This window comes from Limnohabitans sp. 2KL-51 (genome assembly GCF_003063645.1).
GTDB lineage: Bacteria > Pseudomonadota > Gammaproteobacteria > Burkholderiales > Burkholderiaceae_C > Limnohabitans_A.
The window spans coordinates 323,210-349,565 of sequence record NZ_NESJ01000001.1; the positions used below are offsets into that span (position 1 = coordinate 323,210).

The window sequence follows — 26,356 nt, forward strand, 5'->3', positions numbered from 1 at the left end:
CAAAACACCCACTTCCAAGTCATGCAGATTGGCCCTTACGCATTGCCGAACAACTTGTTTGTCGCCCCTATGGCCGGGGTGACAGATCGGCCTTTCCGTCAGTTGTGCCGGCAGTTTGGTGCGGGTTATGCGGTGAGCGAAATGGTGACCTCGCGCCCGGACTTGTGGGCCTCATTGAAGACCTCGCGGCGTGCCAACCACGATGGCGAGCCCGGCCCGATTGCGGTCCAAATTGCCGGTACCGAGGCGCAAATGATGGCCGACGCCACGCGCTACAACATTGACCGGGGCGCACAGATCATCGACATCAACATGGGCTGCCCAGCTAAAAAAGTCTGCAACAAATGGGCTGGGTCAGCCCTGATGCAAGACGAGCCGCTGGCGCTTCAGATCATCAGTGCCGTGGTCGAAGCCGCTTTGCCCCACGGCGTGCCCGTCACTTTGAAAATGCGCACTGGTTGGTGCGACGCCGAAAAGAACGCGCTGAGCCTCGCCCGTGCTGCTGAACGCGTGGGGGTGCAAATGGTCACCGTGCACGGCCGTACCCGCGAGCAAGGCTACAAAGGCATGGCCGAATACGACACCGTGGCCGCCGTCAAAGCGGCGCTTACTATTCCGGTGGTGGCCAATGGCGACATCGATTCGCCTGAAAAAGCCCGCGATGTGCTGAAGTTCACCGGAGCAGACGCAGTGATGGTCGGTCGCGCCGCACAAGGCAGTCCCTGGATCTTCCGCGAGATCGCTCACTTTTTGGCCACGGGCACGCACTTGGCCCCACCGCTGGTGGCCGAGGTGCGCCGCGCCCTGCTCGAGCACCTGCAAGACCATTACGGCCTGTACGGTGAATACACTGGTGTGCGCTCGGCGCGCAAGCACATTGGTTGGTATGTGCGTACGCTGCCTGGCGGCGATGATTTTCGAGAGCACATGAACACCCTGGAGACTGCAGCGCAACAACTGGCCGCCGTGGCCGCCTATCTGGACGGCCTGGCCGACCGGATGGAGCGCCTGCCCCTGCGCCGTGAGGCCTGCCTTGAATTAGAGACCACGCCATGAGCGAAAACCAATCGATTGAAAATTGCATCCGAGACAACCTGGAAATCTATTTCCGCGACCTGGACGGCACCGAGCCCACAGGCCTTTATGACATGCTGGTCAAGCTGGTCGAAAAGCCACTGCTTGACGTGGTTATGACCCATTCGGGTCAGAACCAGTCGCGTGCTGCCGAATGGTTGGGCTTTAACCGAAATACCCTGCGCAAAAAATTGCTGGAGCACGATCTCCTGAAATGAAACCCGCACTGCGCCCAGGTCCAGCGGACAGTGCCTGATTTTTCCCCTATTAGATGACCGAGTTGGAATCCTAGGCCCCGGCCTAGACCCCGGTCTGGACCTGAATGAACACTGTTGAAGAAAGCCTCTTATGCGCGCCCTGATTTCCGTCTCTGACAAAACCGGCATCGTCGACCTGGCGAAAGCACTGCACGCCTTGGGCGTGAGCCTGATCTCTACCGGCGGCACTGCCAAATTGCTGGCCCAGCAAGGCCTGCCCGTGACCGAAGTGGCCGAAGTCACCGGTTTCCCGGAAATGCTGGATGGCCGTGTCAAAACCCTGCACCCCAAAGTGCACGGTGGCCTGCTGGCTAGGCGCGACACGCCCGAGCACATGGCGGCTTTGCAGGCGCATGGCATCGACACCATCGATCTGCTGATTGTCAACCTGTACCCGTTTGAAGCCACCGTGGCCAAGCCCGGTTGCACGCTGGCCGACGCGATCGAGAACATCGACATCGGCGGCCCCGCCATGGTGCGCTCGGCCGCCAAGAACTGGAAAGACGTGGGCATCGTGACCGACGCCAGCCAATACGCCGACGTGATTGCTGAGCTGAAGGCCAGCGGGAAGTTGAGCGACAAACTGCGCTTTGCACTGTCGGTGGCTGCGTTCAACCGCATCAGCCAATACGACGGCGCGATCAGCAACTACTTGTCGAGCGTGAACTTTGAAGCCGAGAAACTGAGCGAAACCTACGTGCCCGAGCGTGCCCAGTTCTCAGGCCAATTCAACGAGCAATACGTCAAGGTGCAGGACCTGCGCTACGGCGAAAACAGCCACCAGCAAGCCGCTTGGTACCGCGACTTGGCTCCAGCCGCTGGGTCCCTGGCTACCGGCGTGCAACTGCAAGGCAAAGAACTGAGCTACAACAACATTGCCGATGCCGATGCAGCTTGGGAATGTGTGAAGAGCTTCGATAGCTCAGCTTGTGTGATTGTCAAACACGCCAACCCCTGCGGCGTGGCTGTGGGCGCGAACCCGCTTGAGTCCTACAGCAAAGCTTTCCAAACCGACCCCACCAGCGCGTTTGGCGGCATCATCGCCTTTAACCGCCCTGTGGACAAAGCCGCTGCCGAAGCGGTGAGCAAGCAATTCGTCGAAGTGTTGATGGCCCCCGACTTCAGCGCCGAAGCGCTGGAAGTGTTCAAGAGCAAAGTCAATGTGCGCTTGATGAAAATCCCGCTGCCTGCCCACTACGTTGATATGCGCAACGCTTTGGAGACCAAACGCGTGGGCTCAGGCCTGCTGCTGCAAAGCGCTGACAACCACGAGTTGGCGATGGCCGACCTCAAGATCGTCACCATCAAGCAACCCACCCCTGAAGAACTCAACGATTTGCTGTTTGCCTGGAAAGTGGCCAAGTTCGTCAAATCCAATGCCATCGTGTTCTGCAAAAACGGCATGACCATGGGCGTGGGCGCAGGCCAGATGAGCCGCCTTGACTCGGCCCGCATCGCCAGCATCAAGGCCGAAGCCGCCAAGCTAAGCCTGCAACACACCGTGGTGGCGAGCGACGCGTTTTTCCCCTTCCGCGACGGCCTCGATGTGGTGGTGGACGCTGGCGCGACCTGCGTGGTCCAGCCCGGCGGCTCCATGCGCGACCAGGAAGTCATTGACGCGGCCAACGAGCATGGCGTGGCCATGGTGTTGACGGGCGTGCGTCACTTCCGTCATTGATCGGACCATTTTGAACTTTGACCAACTCGGCCTGATCCCCGCCCTGCAACGCGCAGTGGCTGACATGGGCTTGTTTGCCCCCACACCCATCCAGGCCGAGGCGATTCCGGCTGCCCTGAAATTGGCCGACGTGTGGGCCACCGCACCTACCGGCTCGGGCAAGACGCTGGCTTTTGCGCTGCCGCTGCTCCAGCAATTGCTGGCCGCGCCGCGCCAGACCAACTTTCGCCGTCCGGTGCGCACCCTGGTGCTGGTGCCCACACGCGAGCTGGCAGTGCAAGTGGGCGAAGTGTTGGTCAATTTGACTTACAAGCTGCCGCAGTCGCTCAAGGTCAACACCGTGTTTGGTGGCGTGTCGGTCAACCCGCAAATGATGGCGCTGCGCGGCGGTGCCGACATTGTGGTGGCCACGCCGGGCCGTTTACTCGACCTGATTGACCAGAATGCATTACGCCTGGCCGATGTGCAGCACTTGGTTCTGGACGAAGCCGACCGCTTGTTGGACCTGGGTTTCTCGGAAGAGTTGCAGCGCGTGCTGGCGCTGCTGCCTGCCAATCGCCAAACCTTGTTGTTCTCGGCCACGTTTGCACCCGAGGTGGAGGCGCTCGCGGCCAAACTGCTGCGCGATCCTGTGCGCATCACAGTGGAAGCTTTTGAAGGCCACAAGCCCGACATCACGCAACGCGCCATCAGCGTGGACGAGAAAAGCCGCACCGCCTTGCTGCGCCACCTGATCACCGAGAACGGCTGGAAGCAGGTGCTGGTGTTTGTGGCCACACGCTACGCCTGCGAGCATGTGGCCAACAAGCTCTACAAAGCGGGTGTGTTTGCCACGCCCTTTCATGGCGAGATGAGCCAAGGTGCAAGGCAAGAGGTGTTGAGCGAGTTCAAGGCCGGCCGTTGGGACGTGGTGGTCACCACCGATCTGGCCTCACGCGGCATCGACATCGCCATGCTGCCCGTGGTGGTGAATTACGACCTGCCGCGCTCAGCCACCGACTACACGCATCGCATCGGCCGCACTGGGCGCGCTGGGGCGCACGGCGACGCGGTGAGCTTTGTGACCGCCGCTGCGCTCGCGCACTGGCAGTTGATCCAGAAGCGAGAAAGCTTGGAACTCGCTTTTGAGCAAATCCCAGGCTTTGAGCAAACCGAAACCCCACCACCACCGTCGCCAGGCCATGGCGGCATCAAGGGTTCACGGCTGAGCAAGAAGGACAAGCTGAGAGCGGCAGGTCTGCTCAAACCCAACGATTGATCAGACCGCATCCTGTTGTCTTGATCTTTGTAGGAGCCCACCCCGTGGGCGATAGGCGTGGCACACGCCCTTGAAACCATCGCCCACAGGGTAGGTTCCTACAAGCAGCCCATCAGCCCATCCACCCGGGCAACCAAGTAGCGATGCCCGGCACCATGAAGACGGCCACCAGCAGCAACACGCTCATCGCCAAATAAGGCGTGACCGCCAAAAAGATGTGCATCATCGTGACTGAAGGTGGAGCCACACCCCGCATGGTCATGAGCAGCAAACCATGGGGTGGCAAAAGCAGGCCCATTTGCATGCAGATGAGGAACAGCACACCAAACCACACCGGGTCGATGCCCAAGGCGTTCACGATGGGCATAAAGATGGGCAGGGTGATCATCATCATGCTGACCTGGTCCACAAAGATGCCCAGAAAAATCAGAAACACCATCATGCCGATCAGGATCTGGTTGGCCGACAAACCCTGCTCGGTGATGAGTTGTACCAAACCTGAGCTGGCCCCCGAGAAAGACAAAATTTGCGCAAAGGTGGTAGCCCCCAGAATGATGAACAAAATCATGCCGGAGATGCCCGCCGTGCCCTTGAGCGCTTTGAGCACCGCCTCCCAGCGCAGGGCGCGGTAAAGCGCGGCCAGCAGCATGGTGGCAAAAGCGCCGAGCGCCGCGCACTCGGTGGGCGTGGCCCAACCCGCTGCCAGCGCGCCCACCACCACCCCAAAAATCGACAAGGTGGGCAAGACGTAGGCAAACAGTGGTTGCCAGCGGTCCCAGCCGTGGTGTTCAACGGATTCCGTGTCAGATGGGGCCAGGTGGGGGCTGATGCGCACGCGCACAATGATCCAGGCCACAAACGCCACCGACAACAGCAGTCCAGGAACCACACCGCCCAGCAGCAGCTTGGAAATCGAGATGCCCGAGAGCGAGCCCAGCAAAACCGTCAGGGCCGAAGGCGGAATCAGCATGTCCACCGCGCCAATCGCCATGATGGGACCGGTGGCCATGGTGGGGTGGTAGCCGCGTGCCAGCATCACAGGCAGCATCAGGGCCCCCAGCATGGCCGTGGTGGCAATGGTGGAGCCCGAGATGGCCGAAAACACCGTGCCCGCCACCACTGCGACTACCGCCAGTCGTCCAGGCACGCGAACGATCAAGCGCTCGACCCCATCGATCACCTTCACGGCCAAACCGGTGTGGAACAAAATCTCGCCCATCAGCACAAACAGCGGAATGGGCGTGAGCGAAAAGGCCGCTACCGAACTCACGCTGTTGCGCACAAGCTGCACCAAACCAGGCTCGCCCCCCATGTAAAGGACTGCCCCGAGGATGTTGACGCCCAAAAAAGTCAGGGCCACAGGCATGCCCATGAACAGCAACAAGGTGGAGCCGCCCAACATCAACCAGGCTGCGATGGGCCAACTGCTCATGTGCAGACTCCAGACGAGAAAAATAAAATCATTGGGAACCCGTTCAAGCGGCGCTCACCGCATCCTGGCGCGGACCGCGCTCGGCATGCAGCAGGCGGTGCATGCGAAACACCATCTCGATGGACAGCAGCACAAACACCACCGGCAAGGGCGCGAGCGACCACCACTCGGGCGTGACCAGTGTCTTGATGCTCAGTGAGCCTGCCGCATAACTGGCCCAAGTGGCCTGCGCGCCATACCAGGCCAGCACCAAACAACACAAAAGGCCCAGCACATCGCCCACCCATTCCAGTGCCCAGGCAGCGCGTGGTGGAATGGCCTGTAGAAAAATGTCCACCCGGATGTGTTGCCCCTGACGCAGCAGCCAAGGGGCCACACACATGGTGATCAGGTAGAGCATGAGCTCAGACACCTCGTTGCTCCAGGACAGCCCCAGCGGCATGCCCGGGATGGCCAGGTTGCGCAGCGCCACATCGGCCACGATGATGAGCATCATGGCCAGCAGCAGCAGGCAGCCGAACAGGGCAAGACCCGACAGCCACCGGCCAAAGCGCTCAGACAGCGCTTGCATCATTTGGAGAACAGTGCCTTGAAGCGCGCAGCCACTTCAGGGCTTTGTTTGGCGGCACCAGCCCAGCCGATGTCGTAAGCCTTGTCGCGAAAAGCTTTGCTGGTGGCGGCATCGAAGCTGATGGTCTGGATGCCTGCCTTGGTCTGGCGAGCGGTTTCTTCAGCCCCGTAACGCGCCCAGAAAGTGTTTTCGGCTTCCAGCGCCAGTAAGTGCTTTTGCAGGTAGTTGCGCTGCGCATCGTTGAGCTTCTTGTAGGCCGGCAGGTTCATGATCAGCGAGACCTCGGCGTCGTAGAAGCCCGGGTCGATGCGGAACTTGGTTTTTTCATGCCAGTTGAAGTCAAAAATACCGCCAATGGGCCAGCCATAACCGTCCACCACACCGCGCTCCAAGGCGGTGTAGACCTCGCCCGGTGGCGTGGTGATCACGCTGGCGTTCAGGGCCTGAAAGAAGTCGCGGTACACCGGTGTGATGCGGATTTTTTGGCCTGCCAAGTCGGGCTTGTCGACCTTCTTGTTGGTGTAGATGTGGAAGGGCTGGTTTTCCACCATGCGGGCCAGATACTGCATGTTGCCTTTTTCGTTCCAGACCTTGTTGATCGCATCAAAAGCGCCGTTCTTGCGCTGCTCGGCCACAGGGATCTGGGTCAGCTTCAGGAAGTCAGCCTCGGGCATGACGTTGGTGTAGAACGCGCCCGTGTTCAAGGCCATGTCGACCACACCGGTCTTGACCGCGTTGCCCAGCTCAAACGATGGAATGGCGCGTGGTCCGCCGATGAAGTTGATTTGCAAAACCCCTTTGCCCTCGGCGTTGACCTTGTTGATCCACGGCTGCAGGCGTTGCACGTAGATGCCGTTTTCGGCAAAGCCGCTGATCAGGCGCAGCGTAACTTCTTGCGCCAGCGTGGCCGAGCTGGCGCCGAGCGCCAAAACCAGTGCAGTGGCCTGGGTGAGTAAACGTCGTTTCATGGGCTAGTCTCCTTTTGTGGTTACGGGTCGTTGGGGAATTTGTAGGGTAGTCTTGTATGCCACGTTGCAGGGGTCACGCAGGTGCCAGTTGTTTCACGGCCTGATCCAGCGCCAGGCCACTGTCGTCTGCCAAGGCTGCTTTGCGCAGGGCGCTCAGGCGGTTGGCCGCATCCGGCAATTGTTGAAGGCGTGGCAAAGTGGTCATGAGTTTTTCAAAATGCCGCCAGCCGCGTGCGTGGGTGTCGCCGTAGCCTTTGACCAGCTGCTGCGCATGCAGCACCTCCAGGGCCAGGTCGGCATACTGGGGCAAGAGGCGCATGGCTTGCGCCCACCAGACTTGGATGCGTTGTTGCTCGGTTTGGTAACGCAAAGACACCGGCCTGATACTGCGCAGACTGGCCACGCCATACAGCAGCAAAAATCCCCGCAGCGAGCTGGTTTGCACCACGCGCCCTTTTTGCGTGAAACGGCCGACCACGGCGCGGGCTGTCTTGGAGCCCAGCAACCAGCGGCCCAGGCCCGCAGGCAGGGTGTCGGCAATTTCTTCCAGGCGTGGGTGCATGAATTCGTGGATGTCGATCAGCTGATTTTCGCTCAGGCTCACTTCTTGGCTCACGCGTGCAAAACGTGAGCGGCGGGTTTTCAAATCGGCCACGCGCACCGTGTCTTCGTAAGACATCCACAGGGCCAGGTGCCGAGCGCCTTCGCGCAGGATCTCTTCGGCCTGACTTGTGGCTGTGTTTGACGATGCCAGCGCCCCAGCCATCTCTTGTAAACGCTTTGCATACAGGGTGGCATAAGCCACATCTTGGTAATCGGCCAGCCGCGTCAAACCCGAGGCGATGACCTCGTGTACTGCCGGGGCGAACGCGCCCTCCAGACTTTGCGCCAAGGCCTGCAGCTTGGGGCCGACTTGGCGGTGCAAAGGCAAAGCCACAGGGGTGGCATCGGCCACGCTGGACGTGCCGGGTTGCAGCACCTGTATGGCGGCATCAAAGCCTGCGGCAAAAGCCTTGAGGCTGGTTTTCACGCCCACGCCACTGCGCTCGATGGTGGCTTCGAATTGCGCCCTTGAAAACGGCAGGCGCTGGCTGGCCGCCAGCGCGCCGTACAAGGCAGGCGCTATCAGGCTGCCGGTTTGTTCGGCCAGTTGGGCAAAGTCGGCGCTGATGAACTGCCGTGCGGCAGCCTGCGCTCCCGCCAACAGCTTGGCTTCGTCCACACGGCCATCGCCCATGGCGGTGCGCTCGGTCATGGAATAGACGCGGTGCGAGGACGCGATGAAGGTGGTTTTGTGGGGGTCCACCAGCCCGCGTTGCAGGGCGCGACCAGCTTCCATCAATTCGGAGGCCAGCACGATGTCGACTTCGCCCGGAAACGGGCTGAGCGCCATCACCGGCATTTGCCCTGAAGGCGATGCCGATTGCGGGTACATCTCGATGTAATAGATGGTGGCTCCGGTGCGCTGCGCCACGCCGGGCACCGAGGTGGTCTGGGCCCAATGGCCGTTGTGTTCGGCCAGGTCGACCAGCCAGTCGGCCAGCACGCCACCGCCTTCACCGCCCATGGCCAAAATGGCCAGGCTGATGATGCTTGGGGTTGGGGCGGTGTCGTTCATGCGGCAATGCCTTCCAATCGGCGCTCGATGCGGTTTTGCAACCAACCGATCACACGCTCACGCAAGCCTTGTTTGAAGCGGTCCCAGGCGTTGGGGTTGTTGATGATCTCAGCCCGGTAAAACGACGGGCAAAGCTTCGCAGCGTGCGCGACCTCGCCGCACAGGCCACAGCCCACGCAGCTGTCGGCCACGGCCGCCACCGGATCTTGGCGCAGTGGGTCGGGGTTGGGCTTGATGCTGAGCGAGGGGCAGCCCGACAATCGAATGCACGAGTGGTCGCCGGTGCAGGTGTCGGGGTCAATGCCAAAGCGCTCTCGCACCACGCGTTCACCTTTCTGAATGCGCTGGCGAATCAGCGGTTTGACGCGGCGTTGGCGGTTGAGCATGCATTCACTTTGCGCCACGATGACCTTGGGGCCTTGTTCTTTTGTGGTCAGGGCGTCCCGCAGGGCCTGGCGCATTTGGTCCAGGCTGTAGGTGTTGGTGACCGTCTTAACCCACTCCACGCCCACGCCGCGCACGGCTTTTTCAATCGGGTTGTTGGTGTTGCGGATCGGGTTGATGGCCTTGGACGACAGCACGTCTTGCCCGCCCGTGGCGGCCGAATAACCGTTGTCCACCACCAGCAACAAGTTGTCGGACTGGTTGAACACCGCGTTGCCCACGCCGCTGGTCAGGCCGTTATGCCAGAAACCGCCGTCGCCCATGATCGAGACGGTGCGTTTGCTGGTCTCGCTGGTGTTGAAGGCCGATGCGCCCGCCCAGCCCAGGCCATAGCCCATGGTGGTGGCACCGATGTTGAAGGGCGGCAGGATCGAAAACAAGTGGCAGCCGATGTCGCAGCTCACATGGTGCTGGCCCAGCTCTTTTTCGATCATCTTGATGGCCGTGAAGATGGGCCGCTCGGGGCAACCGGTACAAAAAGACGGTGGGCGAGGGTGCACTTGGGCCACCGCTTCGCTGATCGCCAGTTGGTTGCTCGCCTGCACGGCGGGCACCGTTGCTGGCAGCAGTTGCGCCGCGTATTGCCCAATGAACGCCCGGATGCCTTTCAGCAAGACTCCGCCAGTGTATTCGCCGCCCATGGGCAGCACGTCTTTGCCGTGCACCCGAATGTTCAGGTCGGCCTTGTGCAAGATGCTGTGGATGTTTTGCTCGATGAAGTCGGGCTGGCCTTCTTCCACCACCAGCAGGCCGCGCTTGCCCGTGCAAAAGCGTTTGAATTCTTCGTCGACCAAAGGGTAGGTGATGTTCAGCACATACAGCGGAATATCGGTCTGCCCGAAGTCGTCGGCCAGGCCCAGCAGTTGCAGCGCCCGCACCACGCCGTTGTACAGGCCACCTTGCATCACGATGCCAAAGTCTTGCGCACCTTCCGAAAAGAATTCGTTGAGCTGGTGCTCCTGAATGAACTTCAGGGCCGCTGGCCAGCGCGTGTGGGTTTTTTCTTGCTCGTGCAAATAGCTGGCGGGCGGCAGCACGATGCGGTTGACATCGCGCTTGGGGTTTTCAATGGCGTCTTTGAGGGTGAAGCTGGGCCGCACGTTGTCGCGGGTGGGAAACCGGCCATGCACATGGCAGGCGCGGATGCGCAGCTCCAGCATCACCGGTGTGTTGCTGGCCTCGGACAGCTCGAAACCTTTTTCTACGGCATGAACGATGCTGGGCAAATTGGGGCGTGGATCGATCAGCCAGACCTGCGACTTCATGGCAAAAGCGTGCGAGCGCTCTTGCATGATGCTGGAGCCCTCGCCGTAGTCCTCACCCACGATCAGCATGGCACCGCCAGTCACGCCACCCGAAGCCAGGTTGGCCAGCGCGTCAGAGGCCACATTGGTGCCCACAGTCGATTTGAAGGTGACCGCACCGCGCAACGGGTAATTAACCGAGGCGGCCAATGTGGCTGCGGCCGTGGCCTCTGAGGCGCTGTGCTCGAAATGCACCCCCAGCTCTTGCAGGATGTCGTTGGCGTCGGTCAGCACATCCATCAGGTGCGAGATCGGCGCGCCCTGGTAGCCCGCCACATACGACACGCCCGACTGCAGCAAGGCCTTGGTGACGGCCAGAATGCCCTCGCCGTGGAACTCGTCGCCATCGCCCAAGCGCAGTTTTTGCACCTCTTGCACAAATGAGCGTTCAGCCATGCCCAAAACCTTTCATGGGGACCTTGTCCCGTGGTGTCGCTTGATTAAGAGGGGACAATTTAGGCCAGTGCGGGCATCACGGCAAATGGATTCTTCCAATGCGCTACATTGACGTTGTGAATAACTGGTAACAACCCTTATTCACATAAACCATGGGCAAAGCATGAATTTCCGACAACTCGACCTGAACCTTTTGCGTGTGTTGGTGGCCATCCACCGCACCCGGTCTGTCACAGCCGCGGGCAAAGCGCTGGCCTTGTCGCAGCCCGCCACCAGCAATGCGCTGGCGCGTTTGCGAGAATTTTTTGGCGATGAGTTGTTTGTGCGCTCACCCGTCGGGCTACAGCCCACCCGCTTGTGTGAGCAGCTGGCACCGGCCATGCAGTCGCAGTTGCTGGCCATGGAAAGCCTGGTGCTCAACCACCAGCCTTTCAACGCCCAAAGCAGTCACCGCCATTGGCGTTTGTCTTTGTCCGACCTGGGCGAAATTTTGTTCTTGCCGCGCCTAGCCTCGTCGCTCCGCCAAGAATCGCCGCAAGCGAGTTTGTCTAATGTGTCGGTGGATGCATCCCAAGTGGCGGCGGCCCTGGAGTCGCGTGACATCGACATGGCTATTGGCATCCTCAAACCGCAGCACCGGGGCATACGCAGCCAGTTGCTGTTCAAAGAGCGCTACATGGCCATCTCTTCCAAAGACTGGTCACCCACACCCCGTGGGCGCGGCCGCACCCTCAGCCCTGCGCAATTGGCGCAAGCGCATTTTTTGGTGGTCTCGCCCACGGCGACCTTCCACGGCAGCGTGGAAAAAATGCTAACAGGCATGAAACTGCAAGACCGCATTCTGGTGCGCCCCCGGCACTTTGGCGCGATTGCCGAACTGGCGCAAAACACCGATTTGCTGTGCATCGTGCCCGAGATGTACGCCCGCGAGTTGAGCCAGCGCGTGCAGCTGCAGATGTGGACGATTGAAGACGCGCCTGCGTATGAGGTGAACCTGGTTTGGCACAGCAGCACCGAGCAGGACTCGGATCAGCAGTGGATGCGGCGGGTCATCGAGCGGCTGTTCAGGCGGTTGGATGTGTAGCTTGGGGGCTTGAGTATCGACATGAATCTCTATAGGGTTAGGGGGTGGATCAGCCATGGCTGGGTGGGCGATGGATTGACTATCTATTTTAAGATGCCTGAATTTATTCTTGCATTTTGATATTTAAACTATCAAAATACAAGGATGATTGATCGAATTTTCATGGTGGATTTGTCGGACAGATTGTCCTTTTATCCAGGTGTTGTCCTGCTGGGCGCTCGCCAAGTAGGCAAGTCCACCTTGGCGCGGCAGGTGGCGGCGCAAACGCCAGGCGCGGTGTTTCTGGATCTGGAACTTCCGGCTGACCGGGCCAAACTTGACAACCCTGCTGCATTTTTTGCTGCGCACCGTGACCACCTGGTGGTCATCGACGAAGTGCAAACCATGCCCGACTTGTTTGTGCAGCTGCGCCCCGAAATCGACGCGGACCGACGGCCTGGGCGTTTCTTGTTGCTGGGTTCTGCCAGTGGGGTATTGCTCAGGCAAACAGCTGAATCGTTGGCTGGGCGGGTCAGTTACCTGGAGTTGCCGCCTTTGCTGTGGTCCGAAGTCCAGGCCAAAGTTCCACCTGGAGGGGCCGCCCATCAAGAAGCCACCAGCGATTCTGCACACAAGGACACGCAGCAGTTGTTGGCCCTGCAATCGCATTGGCAGCGGGGTGGTATGCCCTTGAGTTGTTTGGCCAAAACGGACGCGCAATCTCTGCGCTGGCGCAACGATTACTTGCAATCGGTGGTCCGGCGTGACTTGCCCAGCTTGGGCATTCACATTCCCAGCGAAACCTTGTGGCGTTTTTTGCGCATGCTGGCTCACCAGCATGGGCAGCTTTTCAACGCCTCGGCGCTGGCCGTGGCCATGGGCGGCATTTCACCCATCACTGTGGGCCGCTACCTCGACATCTTTTGTGATGCCCTGATCGTGCGCAAAGTTGAGCCCTACTACGTGAATTTGGGCAAGCGTCTGGTCAAGTCGCCCAAGGTGTATTTCCGCGACACGGGCTTGCTGCACGCCCTGCTGGGCATAGGCAACGCGCAAGACCTGCAAGGCCATCCCATGTCGGGGTTTTCTTGGGAAGGGCTGGTGGTCAACCACATCGCCGCCTTGCTGCCTTTGGTCGCGGGTGGCAACGCGAGTCTGCACTTTTTCCGAACCGCCGCCGGGGCCGAACTCGACGCCGTGGTCGACACGGGGCAAGAGCGCTTGGGGTTTGAAATCAAGCTCTCCGACGCCCCCCGCGTGACCAAAGGCTTCTGGAACGCCTGCGCCGACCTGCAAGTCAGCCGCGCTTATGTGGTGGCTCCTGTGTCAAGCAGCTGGCCGCTGTCGGACATTGCGCAGGTGATTGGGCTTTTGGATGTGGGGCGGGTGTTGGGGATTGTTGAGCCTTGACGCCGCAGCTGGACAGGGGCGGCGACTTTGCCGACGGGGTGATTGCAGCCGAGGGTGAGCTGCTGGGCGGCACCGAGTTTGTGTCATTTGACCAGCAGGCTATCCAGCTGCTGAAGGCCCAAAAACGGAAGGCGCGCTTGTTGGCGTAGTGGAGCCAACTGCAGGTTGTCTAAGTGATTGACAACCGAGACTACTTGTAGGCTCCATGATTCATGACGCAGAACCTAAATATCTACTTTTTCAATATCAAACGTCTTGTTGTGGCTCTTGGTCGTCTTGCGCCTTGATCACGCGCACACCGTGCTTGCTCAAAATTTCCACATACACCAATGCCGCACCGGCTTTGGCAGCGGTGTCCACGGCTTCGATCACGCCGCTGACCCGCACCACTTCGGCGGTGTCGGCGCTCAAGCCCACTTTGCAGTCAAAGTCCCAAAAGTCCACGCCTTTGGGCACGTCGCGGTTGCGTTCGCGTTTGAAGTATTTGCGGATCTCGTGCTTGACGGCTTCGAGCACACGGTCGGGGTGCTTGCCTTCGGCTTGCAGGGGAAAGTTCTTTTTCATGGAGGGTCCTAGGGGCTGGGCAAGCGCCCGGTCCGGACGTGAATGCAGTGGCGGATTATCGCTGTTTTGCTGGGCCAGCTCTGGTCTGGTGCACGGGCAGTCAGGGGAAAGCCCTTGCGCATTTTATGCATTTATGCAAAAATGCAGACATGCGAACTTCACTTGATTTTCCCGACGCGCTGTTCAAGCACCTCAAAACCCGGGCCGCCCAAGAGGGCCGGACCCTGCGCGACCTGGTCATTGAGCTGGTGGAGCGGGGCTTGACCGCCCGCGAGGTGGTGGACCCGCAAAAACGGTTTGATGCCAGGCCCGTATTTGGTTCAACCGATCCAGCGGCAAGGCCAGTGCATTTCATGAGCAATGCCGCTTTGTATGAAATCATGAACGAGGACGACGATGAGCGAGCCATCCAATTCATGGCGCGTCGCTGAGGCAACGCCCAGCTGGCGTTTGTCCTCGGGCGATTTTCTGGACGTGAATGTCTGGTTGATCTTGTCTTACCGATCGCACGAGTTCCATGCATTGGCATCGCGTTATTGGCAGTCGGCATGCGAAAGTGGCACGCCTTTGTGGTTCAGTCGTGGCACCATGATGGGCTTGGTGCGCTTGCTGGTGCAGCCCCGTGTGATGGGCCCAGATGTCATGACGATTCACCAAGCGCTGGACGTTTACCGCAAGTGGTTGGACACCCCTCAAGTGTCTTTTTTGCCCGAAACACCGGGTTTTGACGAGGCGTTGGTTCGCTTGACGGGGAGTGCCTCTGCGCCCTTGCCCAGCCGTCTTTGGACAGACCTGTGTTTTGCCGCAACGGCCGAAGCGTCGGACCTGCGCATGGTCACGTTTGACCGCGACTTTGAGCGCTTTGGGCTGAAGCGCTGCCTGGTGTTGCCCACGGACTCCAGCACCCCCACCGACCCAGACAGCGCGCCCTGAGCGCGCACACATCAGTCGGCCTTGATGCCTTGGTCCTTGATCAGGCGTGCCCAGCGTTCGGCGTCGCGCTCGACCAGTTGGGCAAAGGCTTGAGGGGTGCTGCCGCTGGGGTCCATGCCTTGCGAGAGAAATGCTTTTTGCACGTCTTCTCCGCCAAGCAATTGGTTGATCTCGCGGTTGTACAAGTTGACGATGTCGGCAGGCGTGCCTTTGGGGGCAAAGACGCCGTACCACATGTCCACGTTCACGTTGCCCGCTTTGGCTTCGGCCAGGGTGGGCAAATCGGGCAGCAGGGCGTGGCGCTTGTCACTGCCAATGCCCAGGGCCACCATGCGGCCGGAGCGGATGTGGGGCAAAGCCACATGGATGGGCAGGAACATCGCGTCCACCTGGCCACCGAGCAAATCGGTCACGGCCGGGCCAGTGCCCCGATAGGGGATGTGCGTGAGAAACACCCGTGCCGTGTTTTTGAACAACTCCATCGACAAGTGGTGCGGCGTGCCCACGCCGGGCGATGCGTAATTGATCCGACCCGGCTGCTGGCGTGCAGCTTGCACCAATTCGCCGGCGGTTTTGTAGCCGGTTTTGGGGTGGGTCACCAGCAGCAGTTGTCCCCAGCTAGTTTGCGACACGGAGGTCAGGTCTTTCACCGCGTCAAAACTCAGGCCCGGGTACAGCGCCCGGTTCATGACCAAAGTGTTGACGCTCACCAACAAGGTGGCGCCATCGGGCGCGGCGCGGACCACCGCTTCGGTGCCGATGTTGCCGGAGGCACCCACGCGGTTTTCAACCACCACCGGACGGTTCAGGCGCTGCGAGAGTTTGGGCCCCAGGGTGCGTGCGATCAGATCAATGCCGGTGCCGGGAGTGAAGGGCACGATCAGTTTGAGCGGCGCTTGGCTGGCTACGGATTGCGCCCAGGCCAAAGGGGCAGTCCCCAAACTCAAAAGGCTGGCACCCAGCAAGGTGTTCAGTTGGCGGCGTGACGGGTTCATAGGGGGGTCTCCATGGGTCTTCGGGCAATCGCCCATTATTGGTGAGCTCTGAGGCGCTGTGCACCCATGGTATCCCTGCACTTGTCGTGTGCTGGACAGTGCCGTGTCAACGAAAGCGGTACTTGAGCTGAAAGCTGACTGCGCCATAGAGCCGGTCTTTGAGGGGCGGCACCAGCGCCACGTTCAGACCCCAGTGCCCACTTTCCAACGTGGCGGTTGGGATGACGGCCGGAAACCAGCCGCCATCAAAAGCTTTGGGATAGCCATTGAAGGCCCCCGCCACAACGCCCAGCTTGACCGAACCCAGGCGCCAAGGTTGGTAATAAACGCCGATGTAACTGGAGTGGGCGTTGTCGCTGTTGATGAAGCGTCCAGCGGTGACGCTCCAGTCTTCATGGAGGGCGTATTCAAAGCCAATACCTGGGTTGGCATTGCGCAGACTTTTGTGGGTGTCAAAGTGTGCCGAGTAAAACCCGGCGTTGACCCACAGGCGGCTGGCATCGAATTCGGCGTGAGCATGCAGCCCAGCCAAACTCAAGCCCATCAGGCAAACCAGGCGCTTCATGGTTGAGCTCAAAGTGTTTTGAACACTTCAGCCGCAACCCGCACCGTCTCGGCGATGTCGGCTTCGGTGTGGGCAGCGCTGACAAAACCAGCTTCGTACAAAGCGGGCGCGATGTAGACACCGCCGTCCAGCAAGCCGTGGAACAGCTTGTTGAACTTGGGGCTGTCGCTGGTCATGACCTGGGCGTAGTTTTGCGCCAGCTCGGGCAGCAAGAAGAAACCAAACATGCCGCCTTGGCAGTCGGCGCTGAAGGGCACACCCGCATTGGCCGCTGCACCTTTGAGTCCGTCGACCAGGCTTTGGGTGCGGGCGCTGAGCGCGTCAAAAAAGCCGGGCTCGGCGATCTCGCGCAGCGTGGTCAGGCCGCAGGCGGTGGCCACCGGGTTGCCGCTGAGCGTGCCCGCTTGGTAGACCGGGCCGGTGGGGGCTAATTTGGACATGATCTCGCGCGGGCCACCAAAGGCGGCCAGCGGCATGCCGCCGCCAATCACCTTGCCCAGCACCGTCATGTCGGGCTTGAAGCCGGGAATGGCTTTGGCGTAAACGCTTTGGGCGCTGCCCAAGGCCACGCGGAAACCGGACATCACTTCGTCAAACACGAGCAGCGCGCCGTACTCGGTGCATAGCTCGCGGCAGCGCTTCATGAAGGGCACGCTGGCGCGCACAAAGTTCATGTTGCCCGCGATGGGTTCGATCATCACGCAGGCCAGTTCCTTGCCGTGCAGGGCAAAGGCTTCTTCCAGGGCTGCGATGTTGTTGTACTCCAGCACCAAGGTGTCGCGCACCACTTCGGGCGGCACGCCTGCGCTGGTGGGGTTGCCAAAGGTGGCCAGGCCCGAGCCGGCTTTGACCAGCAGCGCATCGGCATGGCCGTGGTAGCAGCCTTCAAATTTGATGAACTTGCTGCGGCCGGTGGCACCGCGTGCCAGGCGCAGCGCGCTCATGCCCGCTTCGGTGCCCGAGCTGACCAGGCGCACCATCTCCATAGACGGCACATGCTTGAGAATTTCTTCGGCCAGCTCGATCTCGCGTTCAGTGGGCGCGCCAAACGAGAAACCGTCCAGCGCAGCTTTTTGCACCGCTTCGAGCACGGCCGGGTGGCCATGGCCCAGGATCATCGGGCCCCAAGAGCCGATGTAGTCGATGTATTTTTGGCCGTTGGCGTCCCAAAAATAGGCACCTTGGGCACGCTGCACAAAGCGGGGTGTGCCGCCCACGGCGCGAAAAGCGCGCACGGGCGAATTCACGCCACCGGGGATCACTTGGGCGGCGCGGTCAAACAGGGCTTGGTTGCGGTCGGTCATGTCGGGTCTCAGTGTTTGGTTTCGTTGAAAGGCACTTCAAAATAATCCCCCCCGGGGTGCACTTCAGGGCCATCGTCGTCGGTTTCTTCGCCTTCGGGCAGGGCCCAGAACAGGCGGTCCGGAATGACTTGGCCCATGCCGGGTCGAAAGCCTTCGTCCAAGCACCGGTCCAGGTAATGAAGGGCTTCGCTGGTGGCTTCGGGCAGGTCCATGCCGGTGGCAAGCAAGGCGGCCAATGCAGCGGTGAGCGTGTCGCCCGCACCCGCAAAGACCGCCTCGATGCGTTCAAACTTTTCGTGGATCAGCACGGTTTCGGGCGAGGCCAGCACATTGTCGATGTGTTGCTCGGGCAAGGGCAGCCCGGTCACCAAGGTGTAGGGCACGCCCAGCTCGGCCGCTGCTTTGGCGATGTCGCGCGGGCCGGGGTTGCGATCGCCGCTCCAGTCGGGCAGCAGCCAGCGGCGCAGCGTGCTGTGGTGGCCCACCAGCACGCTGGTTTGCGGCAGCAGCAGTTCGCGAAAAGCGTCCAAATAGGCGTCGATCTTGTCTTCTTCCCACCACGACAAGTTGGGCATGTAGGCCACCAAGGGCACACCGTCGTAGTCGTCCGACAACTCGGCGATCACTGCCAAACTCTCGGGCGTACCGACAAAGCCCACTTTGATGACCTGAATCGGCACATCTTCGGCCACGGCGCGGGCTTGGTCGTGCACGGCTTCGTCGTCGAGTGCAAAAAAGTCGGTGATGCCGCTGGTGTCCCGCACATACGTGCCTGTGCAGATGGGCATGCAATGTGCCCCCACCGAGGCCATGGCCACTGAGTCACAGCTCAGGCCGCCTGCGCCACTGGGGTCGTTGGCATTGAAAGACAGCACGCAGGCCAGACTGGCCGACTCTTCGTCATCCAGAAGTTGTTCGATGTCGGTGTTGGCGGGCTTGGGATCGGTCATTGATGGTCAAATGTCAGGGCTAAGGCACCCCACAGACAGGGCACGTGTTGAATGGGCCGATACAATCAATTTATTCTATTCGACTCTCTGATTGCGACACTGTGATGGAACACAAAACCTGGATGTGCCTGATTTGCGGCTGGATCTACGACGAAGCCGCAGGTGACCCCGAGCACGGCATCGCCCCTGGCACCCAATGGGCAGACGTGCCCATGAATTGGACTTGCCCCGAATGCGCGGCCCGCAAAGAAGACTTCGAGATGGTCGCCATCTGATCAGTCTGCGCTTTTCTTGACCACCGCATACCGGGCCAGCGTTTTCTCGCGGGCTTGGGCGTGGTCCACGATGGGGGCAGGGTAAGTCCTACCAATCACCACCCCCGCCGCTTGCAACTCCATGGGTTTGGCCAGCCAAGGCGCGTGCAACGCGGCCGTGGGCAACTCCGCCAATTCCGGCACATAGCGGCGGATGAATTTGCCCTCGGGGTCAAATTTTTCGCTTTGGCTGATCGGGTTGAAGATGCGAAAGTACGGCTGCGCGTCACACCCGCTGGAGCTGGCCCACTGCCAGCCTCCGTTGTTGGCCGATAAGTCAAAGTCGTTCAGGTGCGTGGCAAAGTACTTTTCGCCCCAGCGCCAGTCGATACCCAAATCCTTCACCAAAAAGCTCGCCACCACCATGCGCAGGCGGTTGTGCATGTAGCCCGTCTGGTTGATCTGGCGCATGGCCGCGTCCACCAAGGGGTAGCCGGTGCGCGCTTCGCACCAAGCGTCAAACAACTTGTGGGCGTGGGGGCCATGTTCCCAGCGGATCGCGTCGTAGTCGGGCTTGAAGCTTTGGCCTTGCCCCACATGCGCAAAGTTGTGCAGCACCTGCACATAAAAGTCGCGCCATATCAGCTCAGAGAGCCACACACTGGCCCCCACGCTGCCCGCCAGCATGCGCGGGTGCGCCTCGCGGGCCAGTTGACGGATCGACACCGTGCCAAAGCGCAAATGCACACTCAGATAACTGGGGCCTTTGACAGCCGGGAAGTTGCGCGTGTCCTCATACTGGTCAATGCGGGTCAGAAAGTCCTGCAGCAAGGTCTGCGCGCCCGACTCGCCCGTGGGGATTTTCAGGGCCTGCAGGTTGGTCGGCTCAAAGCCCATGTCGGCCAGGCTGGGTAACGGATGCGCCAGGTCATCAGGGCGCGGGGCCAGCCGTTGGGCCAGTTCGGCCACCTCGAAAGCTTGCAGGTCTTCGGGGGTGATTTTTTTCAGCCAAGCGTTTTTGTAAGGCGTGAACACGCTGAAGGGCTTATTCATTTGGGTCAGCACTTCGTGGCGCTCAAACACCACATGGTCCTTGAAGGTGTGCAGCACGATGCCGTGGTCGGCCAGATGGCCGCGCACCTGAATGTCGCGCGCCAGCGCCAGGGGCTCGTCGTCGTGGTTGGTGAATACCACTTGGGCCTGCAGGTGCTGGGCCAGTTTGACGATTTTGTCTTTGGCCACGCCGTGGCGCACGATCAGGCCTGCCTTCGGGTGCCCCGACATTTCCCGCAAGCGGGCATCGACCTCGACCAGCGACTCGCGGATGAACTCGACCCGGCGGTCGGCGCGGGGCAGGACGTCCAGGATCTCGGTGTCGAACACGAACACCACATGCACCCGCTGACAGTGCTGCAAGGCATGGTGCAGGGCGGCGTGGTCACTCACGCGCAGGTCGCGCCGCAGCCAGACCAGGCCACAAGAAAAAGGGGTTTCCATCGGGGTTTGCCGGTTTGAGTCAAACAATGCACCCTTGACCCCGCCTGCAGAGTCGGGACCGCTAAAATCGGTGCATGACCGCTGATTCTGCCTCCATTGACCTCAAGCATCATTTCCTGATCGCCATGCCCGGGTTGGAGGACGAGACATTCGCCCGCAGCGTCATCTATATGTGTGAGCACAGCCCCCGGGGGGCCATGGGCCTGATCATCAACAAACCCTCCGACATCAGCATGCGTCTCTTGTTTGACAAGGTGGAGCTGCCCCTGCGCCGGGAAGACCTGATGCAAAACCCAGTGGGTCACGGCGGGCCAGTGCAAACCGAGCGCGGCTTTGTGCTGCACGACCCTTTGCACGACCCCCTGCGCACGGACAAGCCCCAACAAGAAGGCTCGACCTACGCCTCGACGCTCACCGTGCCGGGTGGGCTGGAGATGACCACTTCGCGCGACGTGCTCGAAGCCCTGTCTTCTGGCGCAGGCCCGCGCCGCGTGCTGGTCACGCTGGGCTATGCGTCTTGGGGCGAAGGCCAGCTTGAATCCGAGTTGGGCGAAAACACCTGGCTCACGGTGGCGGCCTCGGCCGAAGTGATTTTTGAGGTGCCCATGGCCGAGCGCTACGACCGCGCCCTCGACCTGCTGGGCCTCAAAAGCTGGATGCTCTCGCCTGACGCGGGGCACGCATGAGCAGCACACCCGAGAACACCGTTCCAGCCCAACACCAGAGTTTTCTGGCCTTTGACTATGGCCTCAAGCGCACTGGTGTGGCCGTGGGCAACCGCCTGATGAACTCGGCCACCCCGCAAGGCACCATCGCCGCTGAGGGCGACGCTCGGTTTGAACTCATCGCCAAACGCATCAAGGAGTGGCAGCCCGACGCGCTGGTGATCGGCGTGCCCACCCACCCCGATGGGGGCGAGCATGAAAACACCTTGCGCGCCCGCAAGTTCGGCCGCCAGTTGCGCGGTCGTTTTGGCCTGTCGGTGTACGAGGTGGACGAGCGTTACACCACCACTGAGGCGCATTCTTATGGTGCCAAAGACGCCGATGCGGCGGCGGCGGCGATCATTCTGGAACAATTCTTAAGGAGCCTGCAATGAGTGCTTTGGCGTTGAATGCAGAAGCCCTGTACCAAGAACTCTTGCGCGGCGTGCGCAGCCTGTGTCAGGACAACACCCGCCTCGTGGGCATCACCTCGGGTGGCGCCTGGCTGGCCCAGCGACTGCAACGAGACCTGGGCCTGGCCGGTGAAGCGGGTCAGGTGTCTTCGGTCATGCACCGCGACGACTTTGCCCAGCGCGGCTTGTCGGCAGGTGGTCAGACCAGCATGCCGTTTGAGGTGGCTGGGGCCGACATCCTGATCCTTGATGATGTGCTTTACACCGGCCGCACGATTCGCGCCGTGATGAACGAAATTTTTGACTACGGCCGCCCCGCACGCGTGCAGCTCGCCGTGCTGGTGGACCGCGGTGGGCGTCAGCTGCCGGTGCAGGCCGACTTTGCCGCCGCACGCGTGGCCTTGCCCGAAACCCAATCGCTGGCGCTGGCCCGCGACGAGGCGGGTCGATTCAGTTTCAAAGTGGAGAACAAAGCCTGATTGAGGTGAAAACAACATGCTCTACAAACGCAACAACCCCCAACTCAACCAAAACGGCGAGCTGATCCACCTGCTCTCCACCGAAGGCCTGTCCAAGGACATCCTCACCCACATCCTCGACACGGCCGCCAGCTTCGTCAGCGTGAGCGACCGCGAGGTCAAGAAGGTGCCCCTTCTGCGCGGCAAAAGCGTGTTCAACCTGTTTTTTGAAAACAGCACCCGCACCCGCACCACCTTCGACATCGCGGCCACCCGCCTGTCGGCCGATGTGTACACGCTCGACATTGCCCGCTCGTCTGCAGCCAAGGGCGAGTCACTGCTCGACACGATTGCCAACCTGAGCGCCATGGCGGCTGACATCTTTGTGGTGCGCCACAGCGAGTCGGGCGCGCCCTACCTGATTGCGCAGCATGTTGCGCCCCATGTGCATGTGGTCAACGCGGGCGACGGCCGCCATGCGCACCCCACCCAGGGCCTGCTGGACATGTACACCATCCGCCACTACAAGAAAGATTTTTCCAACCTCACCGTGGCCATTGTGGGCGATGTGCTGCACTCGCGTGTGGCGCGGTCTGACATCCACGCGCTCACCACGCTGGGCTGCGCCGAAGTGCGGGTGGTCGGCCCCAAAACGCTGGTGCCCGCCGACATGGCGCAAATGGGTGTGCGTGTCTTCAACAACCTCGAAGACGGCATCAAGGACTGTGACGTGGTCATCATGCTGCGCCTGCAAAATGAGCGCATGAGCGGCGCACTGCTGCCCTCCAGCCAGGAATACTTTGAGAGCTTTGGCCTCACCCCCGAAAAACTCCAACGAGCCAAACCCGACGCCATCGTCATGCACCCGGGGCCGATCAACCGGGGGGTCGAGATTGACTCGGCAGTGGTGGACGGCCAGCAAAGCGTGATCTTGCCTCAGGTGACCTTTGGCATCGCGGTGCGCATGGCGGTGATGAGCATCGTCGCAGGCAACGAGGCTTAAGGAACAAAACCATGAAGCTCCTGATTCAAAACGGCCGCGTCATCGACCCCGCCAGCGGCTTTGACCAAATGGCCGATGTGGCGATCGCCGCCGGTCGCATTGTGGCGATCGGCCAGGGGCCCGCCGACTTCAAGCCCAACCGCGTGATCGATGCCCACGGCTGTATCGTGGCACCGGGTCTGGTGGATCTGGCAGCACGCCTGCGCGAACCTGGCCAGGAGCACGCGGGCATGCTCGAGAGCGAAATGGCCGCCGCCGTGGCCGGTGGCGTGACCAGTCTGGTTTGCCCGCCCGACACCGAGCCGGTGCTCGACGAACCAGGTCTTGTCGAGATGCTGCGCTACCGCGCCGAAAAACTGCACCAAGCCCGTGTGCTGCCGCTGGGTGCGCTCACGGTGGGCCTGAAGGGTGATGTGCTGACCGAAATGGGCCAACTCACGGTCGCCGGTTGTGTGGGTTTTTCTCAGGCTGAGGTGCCGATCTCCAGCACCCAGGTGCTGCAACGTGCGCTGCAATACGCCAGCACCTTTGGCTTCACCGTCTGGTTGCGCCCGCAAGAGCTGCACTTGGGCAAGGGCGTGGCCGCAAGCGGGGCCTTGGCCACACGCATGGGCTTGTCGGGCGTGTCGGTGGCGGCCGAGACGATTGCCATGCACACGATTTTTGAGTTGGTGCGCAGCACCCGTGCCCGCGTCCACCTGTGCCGCATCAGCAGCGCTCAAGGCGTGGAGCTGGTGCGCCAGGCCAAGGCCGAGGGCCTGCCTGTGACGGCCGATGTGAGCATCAATTCTCTGCACCTGACCGATGCTGACATGGGTTACTTTGACAGCTGTGCGCGCCTCACGCCCGTGCTGCGCCAGCAGCGCGACCGCGACGCCCTGCGTGCAGGCCTGGCCGATGGCACGATCGACGTGCTGGTGTCCGACCACACCCCGGTCGATGCCGACGCCAAAGCCTTGCCATTTGCCGAAGCCGAACCTGGCGCCACCGGCATGGAGCTGCTCTGGAGCCTGGCCCTCAAGTGGGGGCAGGCTGCCGCTTTACCTATGCCGCAAGTGCTCTCACGCCTCACCGCCGACCCGGCCCGCGTGCTGGGCACCACGCTGGGCAGCCTGCAAGACTCAGTCGGCCATCTGGCAGTTGGGGGCGTGGCCGATGTGTGCGTGCTGTCTACCGAAGGCCACTGGCTGGTGTGCGACGCTGCCCTGCGCAGCCAAGGCAAGAGCACGCCGTTTTCCGGCTACGAGTTGCCCGGCCGCGTGCGGGCCACGGTGGTAGGCGGGCAAGTGGCGTTCGAGGCGCAATGAGTGCCCTCTTGTGACCCTCATCCCAGCTGAAACTTATCCCTGTGGCCGAAGCACGGCGCGTTGGGCCATTAACCATCGCCCATGGGATGGGCTCCTACAAGGACAACCACCTCGTGCACCTTTCCCCGTAGGAGCCCACCCCTGTGGGCGATGGGCGAATCGATGGGGCACAAGCCCGCGCCCATGGGCACGGCATGGAAATCCGATCAAGGTAGCGGCTGCAAACGTATGCGCTCTCTAAAAGCCCTCTGGAAATTCCTGCGCGGCCTGTGGCACGTGCTCATGGGCATGTGGACCATTTACCTGCGCTTTCCACAGCTGAGCCCCGAGCAGCGGGAAATGCGCGTGCAAGCCTGGGCGCTGCAGTTTCTGGCGCTGTGGGGCATCCATTTGCGGGTGCTGGGCCAGCCGGTGATCAACGGACCGGCGCTCATGGTGGCCAACCACATCTCCTGGCTCGATATTCTGGTCATTCATGCGGCCAGGCACTGCCGATTCGTCTCTAAATCTGACGTCCGAGACTGGCCTTTGGTGGGCACGCTGGCCACGGGTGCGGGCACGCTGTACATCGAACGCACCAACCGCAGAGACGCGCTGCGAATGGTCAAAGACATGGCCGACGCCATGAAGAATGGCGATGTGGTGGCGGTGTTCCCCGAAGGCACAACCAGCGACGGGCGCGAGTTGCTGCCCTTCCACGCCAACCTGATCCAGGCGGCCATCCAGGCCGAAGCACCGGTGCAGCCCATGTCGATCAAATTCATCGATGCCCAAACGGGTGAACTGAGCTTAGCGCCGTGCTACATCGGTGACGACACCCTGATCGGCTCCATGTGGCGCACCCTGAAAGCCCGCCGCATCGAAGCTGTGGTGCACTTTGGTGAACCCCAAACCGCCATGGGACGTGACCGTCGTGCCTGGGCGCAGGATCTTCGCCGAGATATCACGGTCCTGCGGGACACCCCCTGAGTCGGCGTCATGAAGTCTTGAGTCATGGGCAGAGTCCACGCCATGGGCGATTGGGCGTGACAGAGGCCCTTAATTTGGCCCTGCAAACCATCGCCCTCGGGGCGGACTCTTACAAAAAACACACGCCTGACAAACACAAGGGCAATTCAATCGTCAAGAGACCGGATCATTGGTCTGTGGCTTCTCGGGTAATTTGCCATTGGCCACTGCGCCAAACCCAATGCATGGTCTTTCGGTCGATCGCTCGCACGCGCTCGTCCTGGTAGAGCTGCGTGAAGCGCACCGTGGCCTGGCTTGCGTTGAACTGGATGGTCAGATTTTGGATGTCGTGCCGGATGTTTTTTTTGCTGGCGATGCGCTGCGTACGTTGCTGGGCCCAAGCAGGGCGGCTCAACCCCTTTGGGGGCTCAAAATCGCTGGCATACATGCCTAAATACTGGGGTATCAACTGTCCGCCCCAGGATTGGCTCCATTGCTCAATCGCCTGACGCAGCGCCGCTTCATTGCCGCTGGCCAAGGTTGATGGGGGCAACTGTTGGACGGTCGTAGTGGCCGGGGCTGAGGTGGCTAAGCGCTGTGGGGTTTCAGCTGCCCTGTTACCAGACCGTTGAACGGGCGAGACTTCGCTCAGGGAAGTCACGATCACAGAGCCGGGTGGCTCAATCGGTGGTGTCCAGCCGCCGCGGTGGGCATCGTTTTTGGCCATCAATTGTGACAAGTGCATCAGCACCAAAACCAAGAGAAACCAAAAAAAATGGCGTTTTCTCAGAGTTGCGGATTTCTCGGTCAACGGTGCGATACGCCCATCTTTGGTGCGTATCTCTTCTGAATCGCGTAAATCCCAGTGCGCCAAGGCGCGTGAGGTTTTGACTGAGGTTGCACGCTGTGACGAGGGCAGCACCACGTTGCTGAAATTGAAAAAACCAGCTTGCCTCTCGGTTGCGGGTGCCGCAGCATTTCTCATGCT

The 26,356-nt window shown here is 61.0% G+C and carries 27 protein-coding genes and 1 pseudogene; 16 read left to right on the plus strand and 12 right to left on the minus strand.

The window, feature by feature from the left end; all coding sequences use genetic code 11:
• Nucleotides 1-21: 21 nt before the first annotated feature.
• The 4 genes from dusB to B9Z49_RS01480 all read left to right on the plus strand — a co-directional run bounded on the left by dusB (nucleotide 22) and on the right by B9Z49_RS01480 (nucleotide 4,267).
• Nucleotides 22-1,056 carry a tRNA dihydrouridine synthase DusB gene (gene dusB, locus B9Z49_RS01465; protein WP_108351645.1) on the plus strand — a complete coding sequence of 345 codons (1,035 nt, stop codon included), beginning with the start codon at nucleotides 22-24 and terminating at the stop codon, nucleotides 1,054-1,056.
• Nucleotides 1,053-1,292, plus strand: coding sequence for a Fis family transcriptional regulator (locus tag B9Z49_RS01470; protein ID WP_108351646.1), 240 nt, complete (start codon nucleotides 1,053-1,055; stop codon nucleotides 1,290-1,292). Before dusB ends, B9Z49_RS01470 begins: the two co-directional genes overlap by 4 nt.
• Nucleotides 1,293-1,422: 130 nt before the next feature.
• Nucleotides 1,423-3,009, plus strand: a complete 1,587-nt coding sequence (gene purH / locus B9Z49_RS01475; RefSeq protein ID WP_108351647.1) for a bifunctional phosphoribosylaminoimidazolecarboxamide formyltransferase/IMP cyclohydrolase — start codon at nucleotides 1,423-1,425, stop codon at nucleotides 3,007-3,009.
• Between the two features lie 10 nt (nucleotides 3,010-3,019).
• The gene (locus B9Z49_RS01480) at nucleotides 3,020-4,267 is read left to right on the plus strand and encodes a DEAD/DEAH box helicase (RefSeq protein ID WP_108351648.1); all 1,248 of its coding nucleotides are present in this window, start codon (nucleotides 3,020-3,022) and stop codon (nucleotides 4,265-4,267) included.
• Nucleotides 4,268-4,379: 112 nt separating this feature from the next.
• On the opposite strand, the gene B9Z49_RS01485 is transcribed toward B9Z49_RS01480, so the two are convergent.
• The 5 genes from B9Z49_RS01485 to B9Z49_RS01505 all read right to left on the minus strand — a co-directional run bounded on the left by B9Z49_RS01485 (nucleotide 4,380) and on the right by B9Z49_RS01505 (nucleotide 11,000).
• Complete coding sequence (locus B9Z49_RS01485) at nucleotides 4,380-5,699, minus strand: TRAP transporter large permease subunit (protein WP_108351649.1); 1,320 nt, start codon at nucleotides 5,697-5,699, stop codon at nucleotides 4,380-4,382.
• A gap of 43 nt (nucleotides 5,700-5,742) precedes the next feature.
• Nucleotides 5,743-6,270, minus strand: a complete 528-nt coding sequence (locus tag B9Z49_RS01490; protein WP_233254456.1) for a TRAP transporter small permease — start codon at nucleotides 6,268-6,270, stop codon at nucleotides 5,743-5,745.
• A complete protein-coding gene (gene dctP / locus B9Z49_RS01495; protein WP_108351650.1) occupies nucleotides 6,270-7,238 on the minus strand; it encodes a TRAP transporter substrate-binding protein DctP in 969 nt (322 codons plus the stop codon). Before dctP ends, B9Z49_RS01490 begins: the two co-directional genes overlap by 1 nt.
• A 73-nt stretch (nucleotides 7,239-7,311) precedes the next feature.
• Nucleotides 7,312-8,856 (minus strand): indolepyruvate oxidoreductase subunit beta family protein, encoded by a 1,545-nt coding sequence (locus B9Z49_RS01500; RefSeq protein ID WP_108351651.1) that lies wholly within the window; start codon nucleotides 8,854-8,856, stop codon nucleotides 7,312-7,314.
• Nucleotides 8,853-11,000, minus strand: coding sequence for an indolepyruvate ferredoxin oxidoreductase subunit alpha (locus B9Z49_RS01505; RefSeq protein WP_108351652.1), 2,148 nt, complete (start codon nucleotides 10,998-11,000; stop codon nucleotides 8,853-8,855). The genes B9Z49_RS01500 and B9Z49_RS01505 overlap by 4 nt, the downstream gene beginning before the upstream one ends.
• A gap of 163 nt (nucleotides 11,001-11,163) precedes the next feature.
• On the opposite strand from B9Z49_RS01505, the gene B9Z49_RS01510 reads away from it, so the two are divergent.
• The 3 genes and pseudogenes from B9Z49_RS01510 to B9Z49_RS21465 form a co-directional block, all read left to right on the plus strand.
• Nucleotides 11,164-12,084 (plus strand): LysR family transcriptional regulator, encoded by a 921-nt coding sequence (locus tag B9Z49_RS01510; protein WP_108351653.1) that lies wholly within the window; start codon nucleotides 11,164-11,166, stop codon nucleotides 12,082-12,084.
• A gap of 144 nt (nucleotides 12,085-12,228) precedes the next feature.
• Nucleotides 12,229-13,473, plus strand: coding sequence for an ATP-binding protein (locus B9Z49_RS01515; protein WP_108351654.1), 1,245 nt, complete (start codon nucleotides 12,229-12,231; stop codon nucleotides 13,471-13,473).
• 8 nt (nucleotides 13,474-13,481) lie between these two features.
• A pseudogene (locus B9Z49_RS21465) lies at nucleotides 13,482-13,622 on the plus strand (VapC toxin family PIN domain ribonuclease); the annotation flags it as partial.
• Nucleotides 13,623-13,719: 97 nt separating this feature from the next.
• Here the strand turns inward: B9Z49_RS21465 and B9Z49_RS01520 are convergent.
• Nucleotides 13,720-14,037, minus strand: coding sequence for a DUF6172 family protein (locus tag B9Z49_RS01520; RefSeq protein ID WP_108351655.1), 318 nt, complete (start codon nucleotides 14,035-14,037; stop codon nucleotides 13,720-13,722).
• 149 nt (nucleotides 14,038-14,186) lie between these two features.
• Here B9Z49_RS01520 and B9Z49_RS01525 point away from each other — a divergent pair, with 149 nt between their 5' ends.
• Both B9Z49_RS01525 and B9Z49_RS01530 read left to right on the plus strand, forming a co-directional pair.
• Nucleotides 14,187-14,468 carry a hypothetical protein gene (locus tag B9Z49_RS01525; protein WP_108351656.1) on the plus strand — a complete coding sequence of 94 codons (282 nt, stop codon included), beginning with the start codon at nucleotides 14,187-14,189 and terminating at the stop codon, nucleotides 14,466-14,468.
• A complete protein-coding gene (locus B9Z49_RS01530) occupies nucleotides 14,434-14,970 on the plus strand; it encodes a TA system VapC family ribonuclease toxin (RefSeq protein WP_108351657.1) in 537 nt (178 codons plus the stop codon). Before B9Z49_RS01525 ends, B9Z49_RS01530 begins: the two co-directional genes overlap by 35 nt.
• A gap of 11 nt (nucleotides 14,971-14,981) precedes the next feature.
• Here B9Z49_RS01530 and B9Z49_RS01535 read toward each other — a convergent pair whose 3' ends face one another.
• From B9Z49_RS01535 to B9Z49_RS01550, 4 genes are all read right to left on the minus strand, one after another.
• Nucleotides 14,982-15,965: a tripartite tricarboxylate transporter substrate binding protein gene (locus tag B9Z49_RS01535; protein WP_108351658.1), complete on the minus strand. Its 984-nt coding sequence runs from the start codon at nucleotides 15,963-15,965 to the stop codon at nucleotides 14,982-14,984.
• A gap of 106 nt (nucleotides 15,966-16,071) precedes the next feature.
• Nucleotides 16,072-16,530 (minus strand): hypothetical protein, encoded by a 459-nt coding sequence (locus tag B9Z49_RS01540; RefSeq protein ID WP_108351659.1) that lies wholly within the window; start codon nucleotides 16,528-16,530, stop codon nucleotides 16,072-16,074.
• A gap of 8 nt (nucleotides 16,531-16,538) precedes the next feature.
• Nucleotides 16,539-17,834, minus strand: a complete 1,296-nt coding sequence (hemL, locus tag B9Z49_RS01545; RefSeq protein WP_108351660.1) for a glutamate-1-semialdehyde 2,1-aminomutase — start codon at nucleotides 17,832-17,834, stop codon at nucleotides 16,539-16,541.
• Between the two features lie 8 nt (nucleotides 17,835-17,842).
• Entirely contained in the window at nucleotides 17,843-18,784 is a 942-nt protein-coding gene (locus tag B9Z49_RS01550; protein ID WP_108351661.1) for a bifunctional hydroxymethylpyrimidine kinase/phosphomethylpyrimidine kinase, read from the minus strand.
• A gap of 104 nt (nucleotides 18,785-18,888) precedes the next feature.
• On the opposite strand from B9Z49_RS01550, the gene B9Z49_RS01555 reads away from it, so the two are divergent.
• Nucleotides 18,889-19,059, plus strand: a complete 171-nt coding sequence (locus B9Z49_RS01555) for a rubredoxin (protein ID WP_108351662.1) — start codon at nucleotides 18,889-18,891, stop codon at nucleotides 19,057-19,059.
• Here B9Z49_RS01555 and B9Z49_RS01560 read toward each other — a convergent pair whose 3' ends face one another.
• Nucleotides 19,060-20,535, minus strand: a complete 1,476-nt coding sequence (locus B9Z49_RS01560; protein ID WP_108351663.1) for a deoxyribodipyrimidine photo-lyase — start codon at nucleotides 20,533-20,535, stop codon at nucleotides 19,060-19,062.
• Nucleotides 20,536-20,609: 74 nt separating this feature from the next.
• Here B9Z49_RS01560 and B9Z49_RS01565 point away from each other — a divergent pair, with 74 nt between their 5' ends.
• From B9Z49_RS01565 to B9Z49_RS01590, 6 genes are all read left to right on the plus strand, one after another.
• Nucleotides 20,610-21,221 (plus strand): YqgE/AlgH family protein, encoded by a 612-nt coding sequence (locus B9Z49_RS01565; RefSeq protein ID WP_108351664.1) that lies wholly within the window; start codon nucleotides 20,610-20,612, stop codon nucleotides 21,219-21,221.
• Complete coding sequence (ruvX, locus tag B9Z49_RS01570) at nucleotides 21,218-21,634, plus strand: Holliday junction resolvase RuvX (RefSeq protein ID WP_108351665.1); 417 nt, start codon at nucleotides 21,218-21,220, stop codon at nucleotides 21,632-21,634. The genes B9Z49_RS01565 and ruvX overlap by 4 nt, the downstream gene beginning before the upstream one ends.
• A complete protein-coding gene (pyrR, locus tag B9Z49_RS01575; protein WP_108351666.1) occupies nucleotides 21,631-22,131 on the plus strand; it encodes a bifunctional pyr operon transcriptional regulator/uracil phosphoribosyltransferase PyrR in 501 nt (166 codons plus the stop codon). The genes ruvX and pyrR overlap by 4 nt, the downstream gene beginning before the upstream one ends.
• A 16-nt stretch (nucleotides 22,132-22,147) precedes the next feature.
• Nucleotides 22,148-23,113 carry an aspartate carbamoyltransferase catalytic subunit gene (locus B9Z49_RS01580; protein WP_108351667.1) on the plus strand — a complete coding sequence of 322 codons (966 nt, stop codon included), beginning with the start codon at nucleotides 22,148-22,150 and terminating at the stop codon, nucleotides 23,111-23,113.
• An 11-nt stretch (nucleotides 23,114-23,124) separates the two neighbouring features.
• Nucleotides 23,125-24,420: a dihydroorotase gene (locus tag B9Z49_RS01585; RefSeq protein ID WP_108351668.1), complete on the plus strand. Its 1,296-nt coding sequence runs from the start codon at nucleotides 23,125-23,127 to the stop codon at nucleotides 24,418-24,420.
• Nucleotides 24,421-24,648: 228 nt separating this feature from the next.
• Complete coding sequence (locus tag B9Z49_RS01590; RefSeq protein WP_108351720.1) at nucleotides 24,649-25,389, plus strand: 1-acyl-sn-glycerol-3-phosphate acyltransferase; 741 nt, start codon at nucleotides 24,649-24,651, stop codon at nucleotides 25,387-25,389.
• A 166-nt stretch (nucleotides 25,390-25,555) separates the two neighbouring features.
• On the opposite strand, the gene B9Z49_RS01595 is transcribed toward B9Z49_RS01590, so the two are convergent.
• Nucleotides 25,556-26,113, minus strand: a complete 558-nt coding sequence (locus B9Z49_RS01595) for a hypothetical protein (RefSeq protein WP_158273396.1) — start codon at nucleotides 26,111-26,113, stop codon at nucleotides 25,556-25,558.
• Nucleotides 26,114-26,356 lie beyond the last annotated feature (243 nt).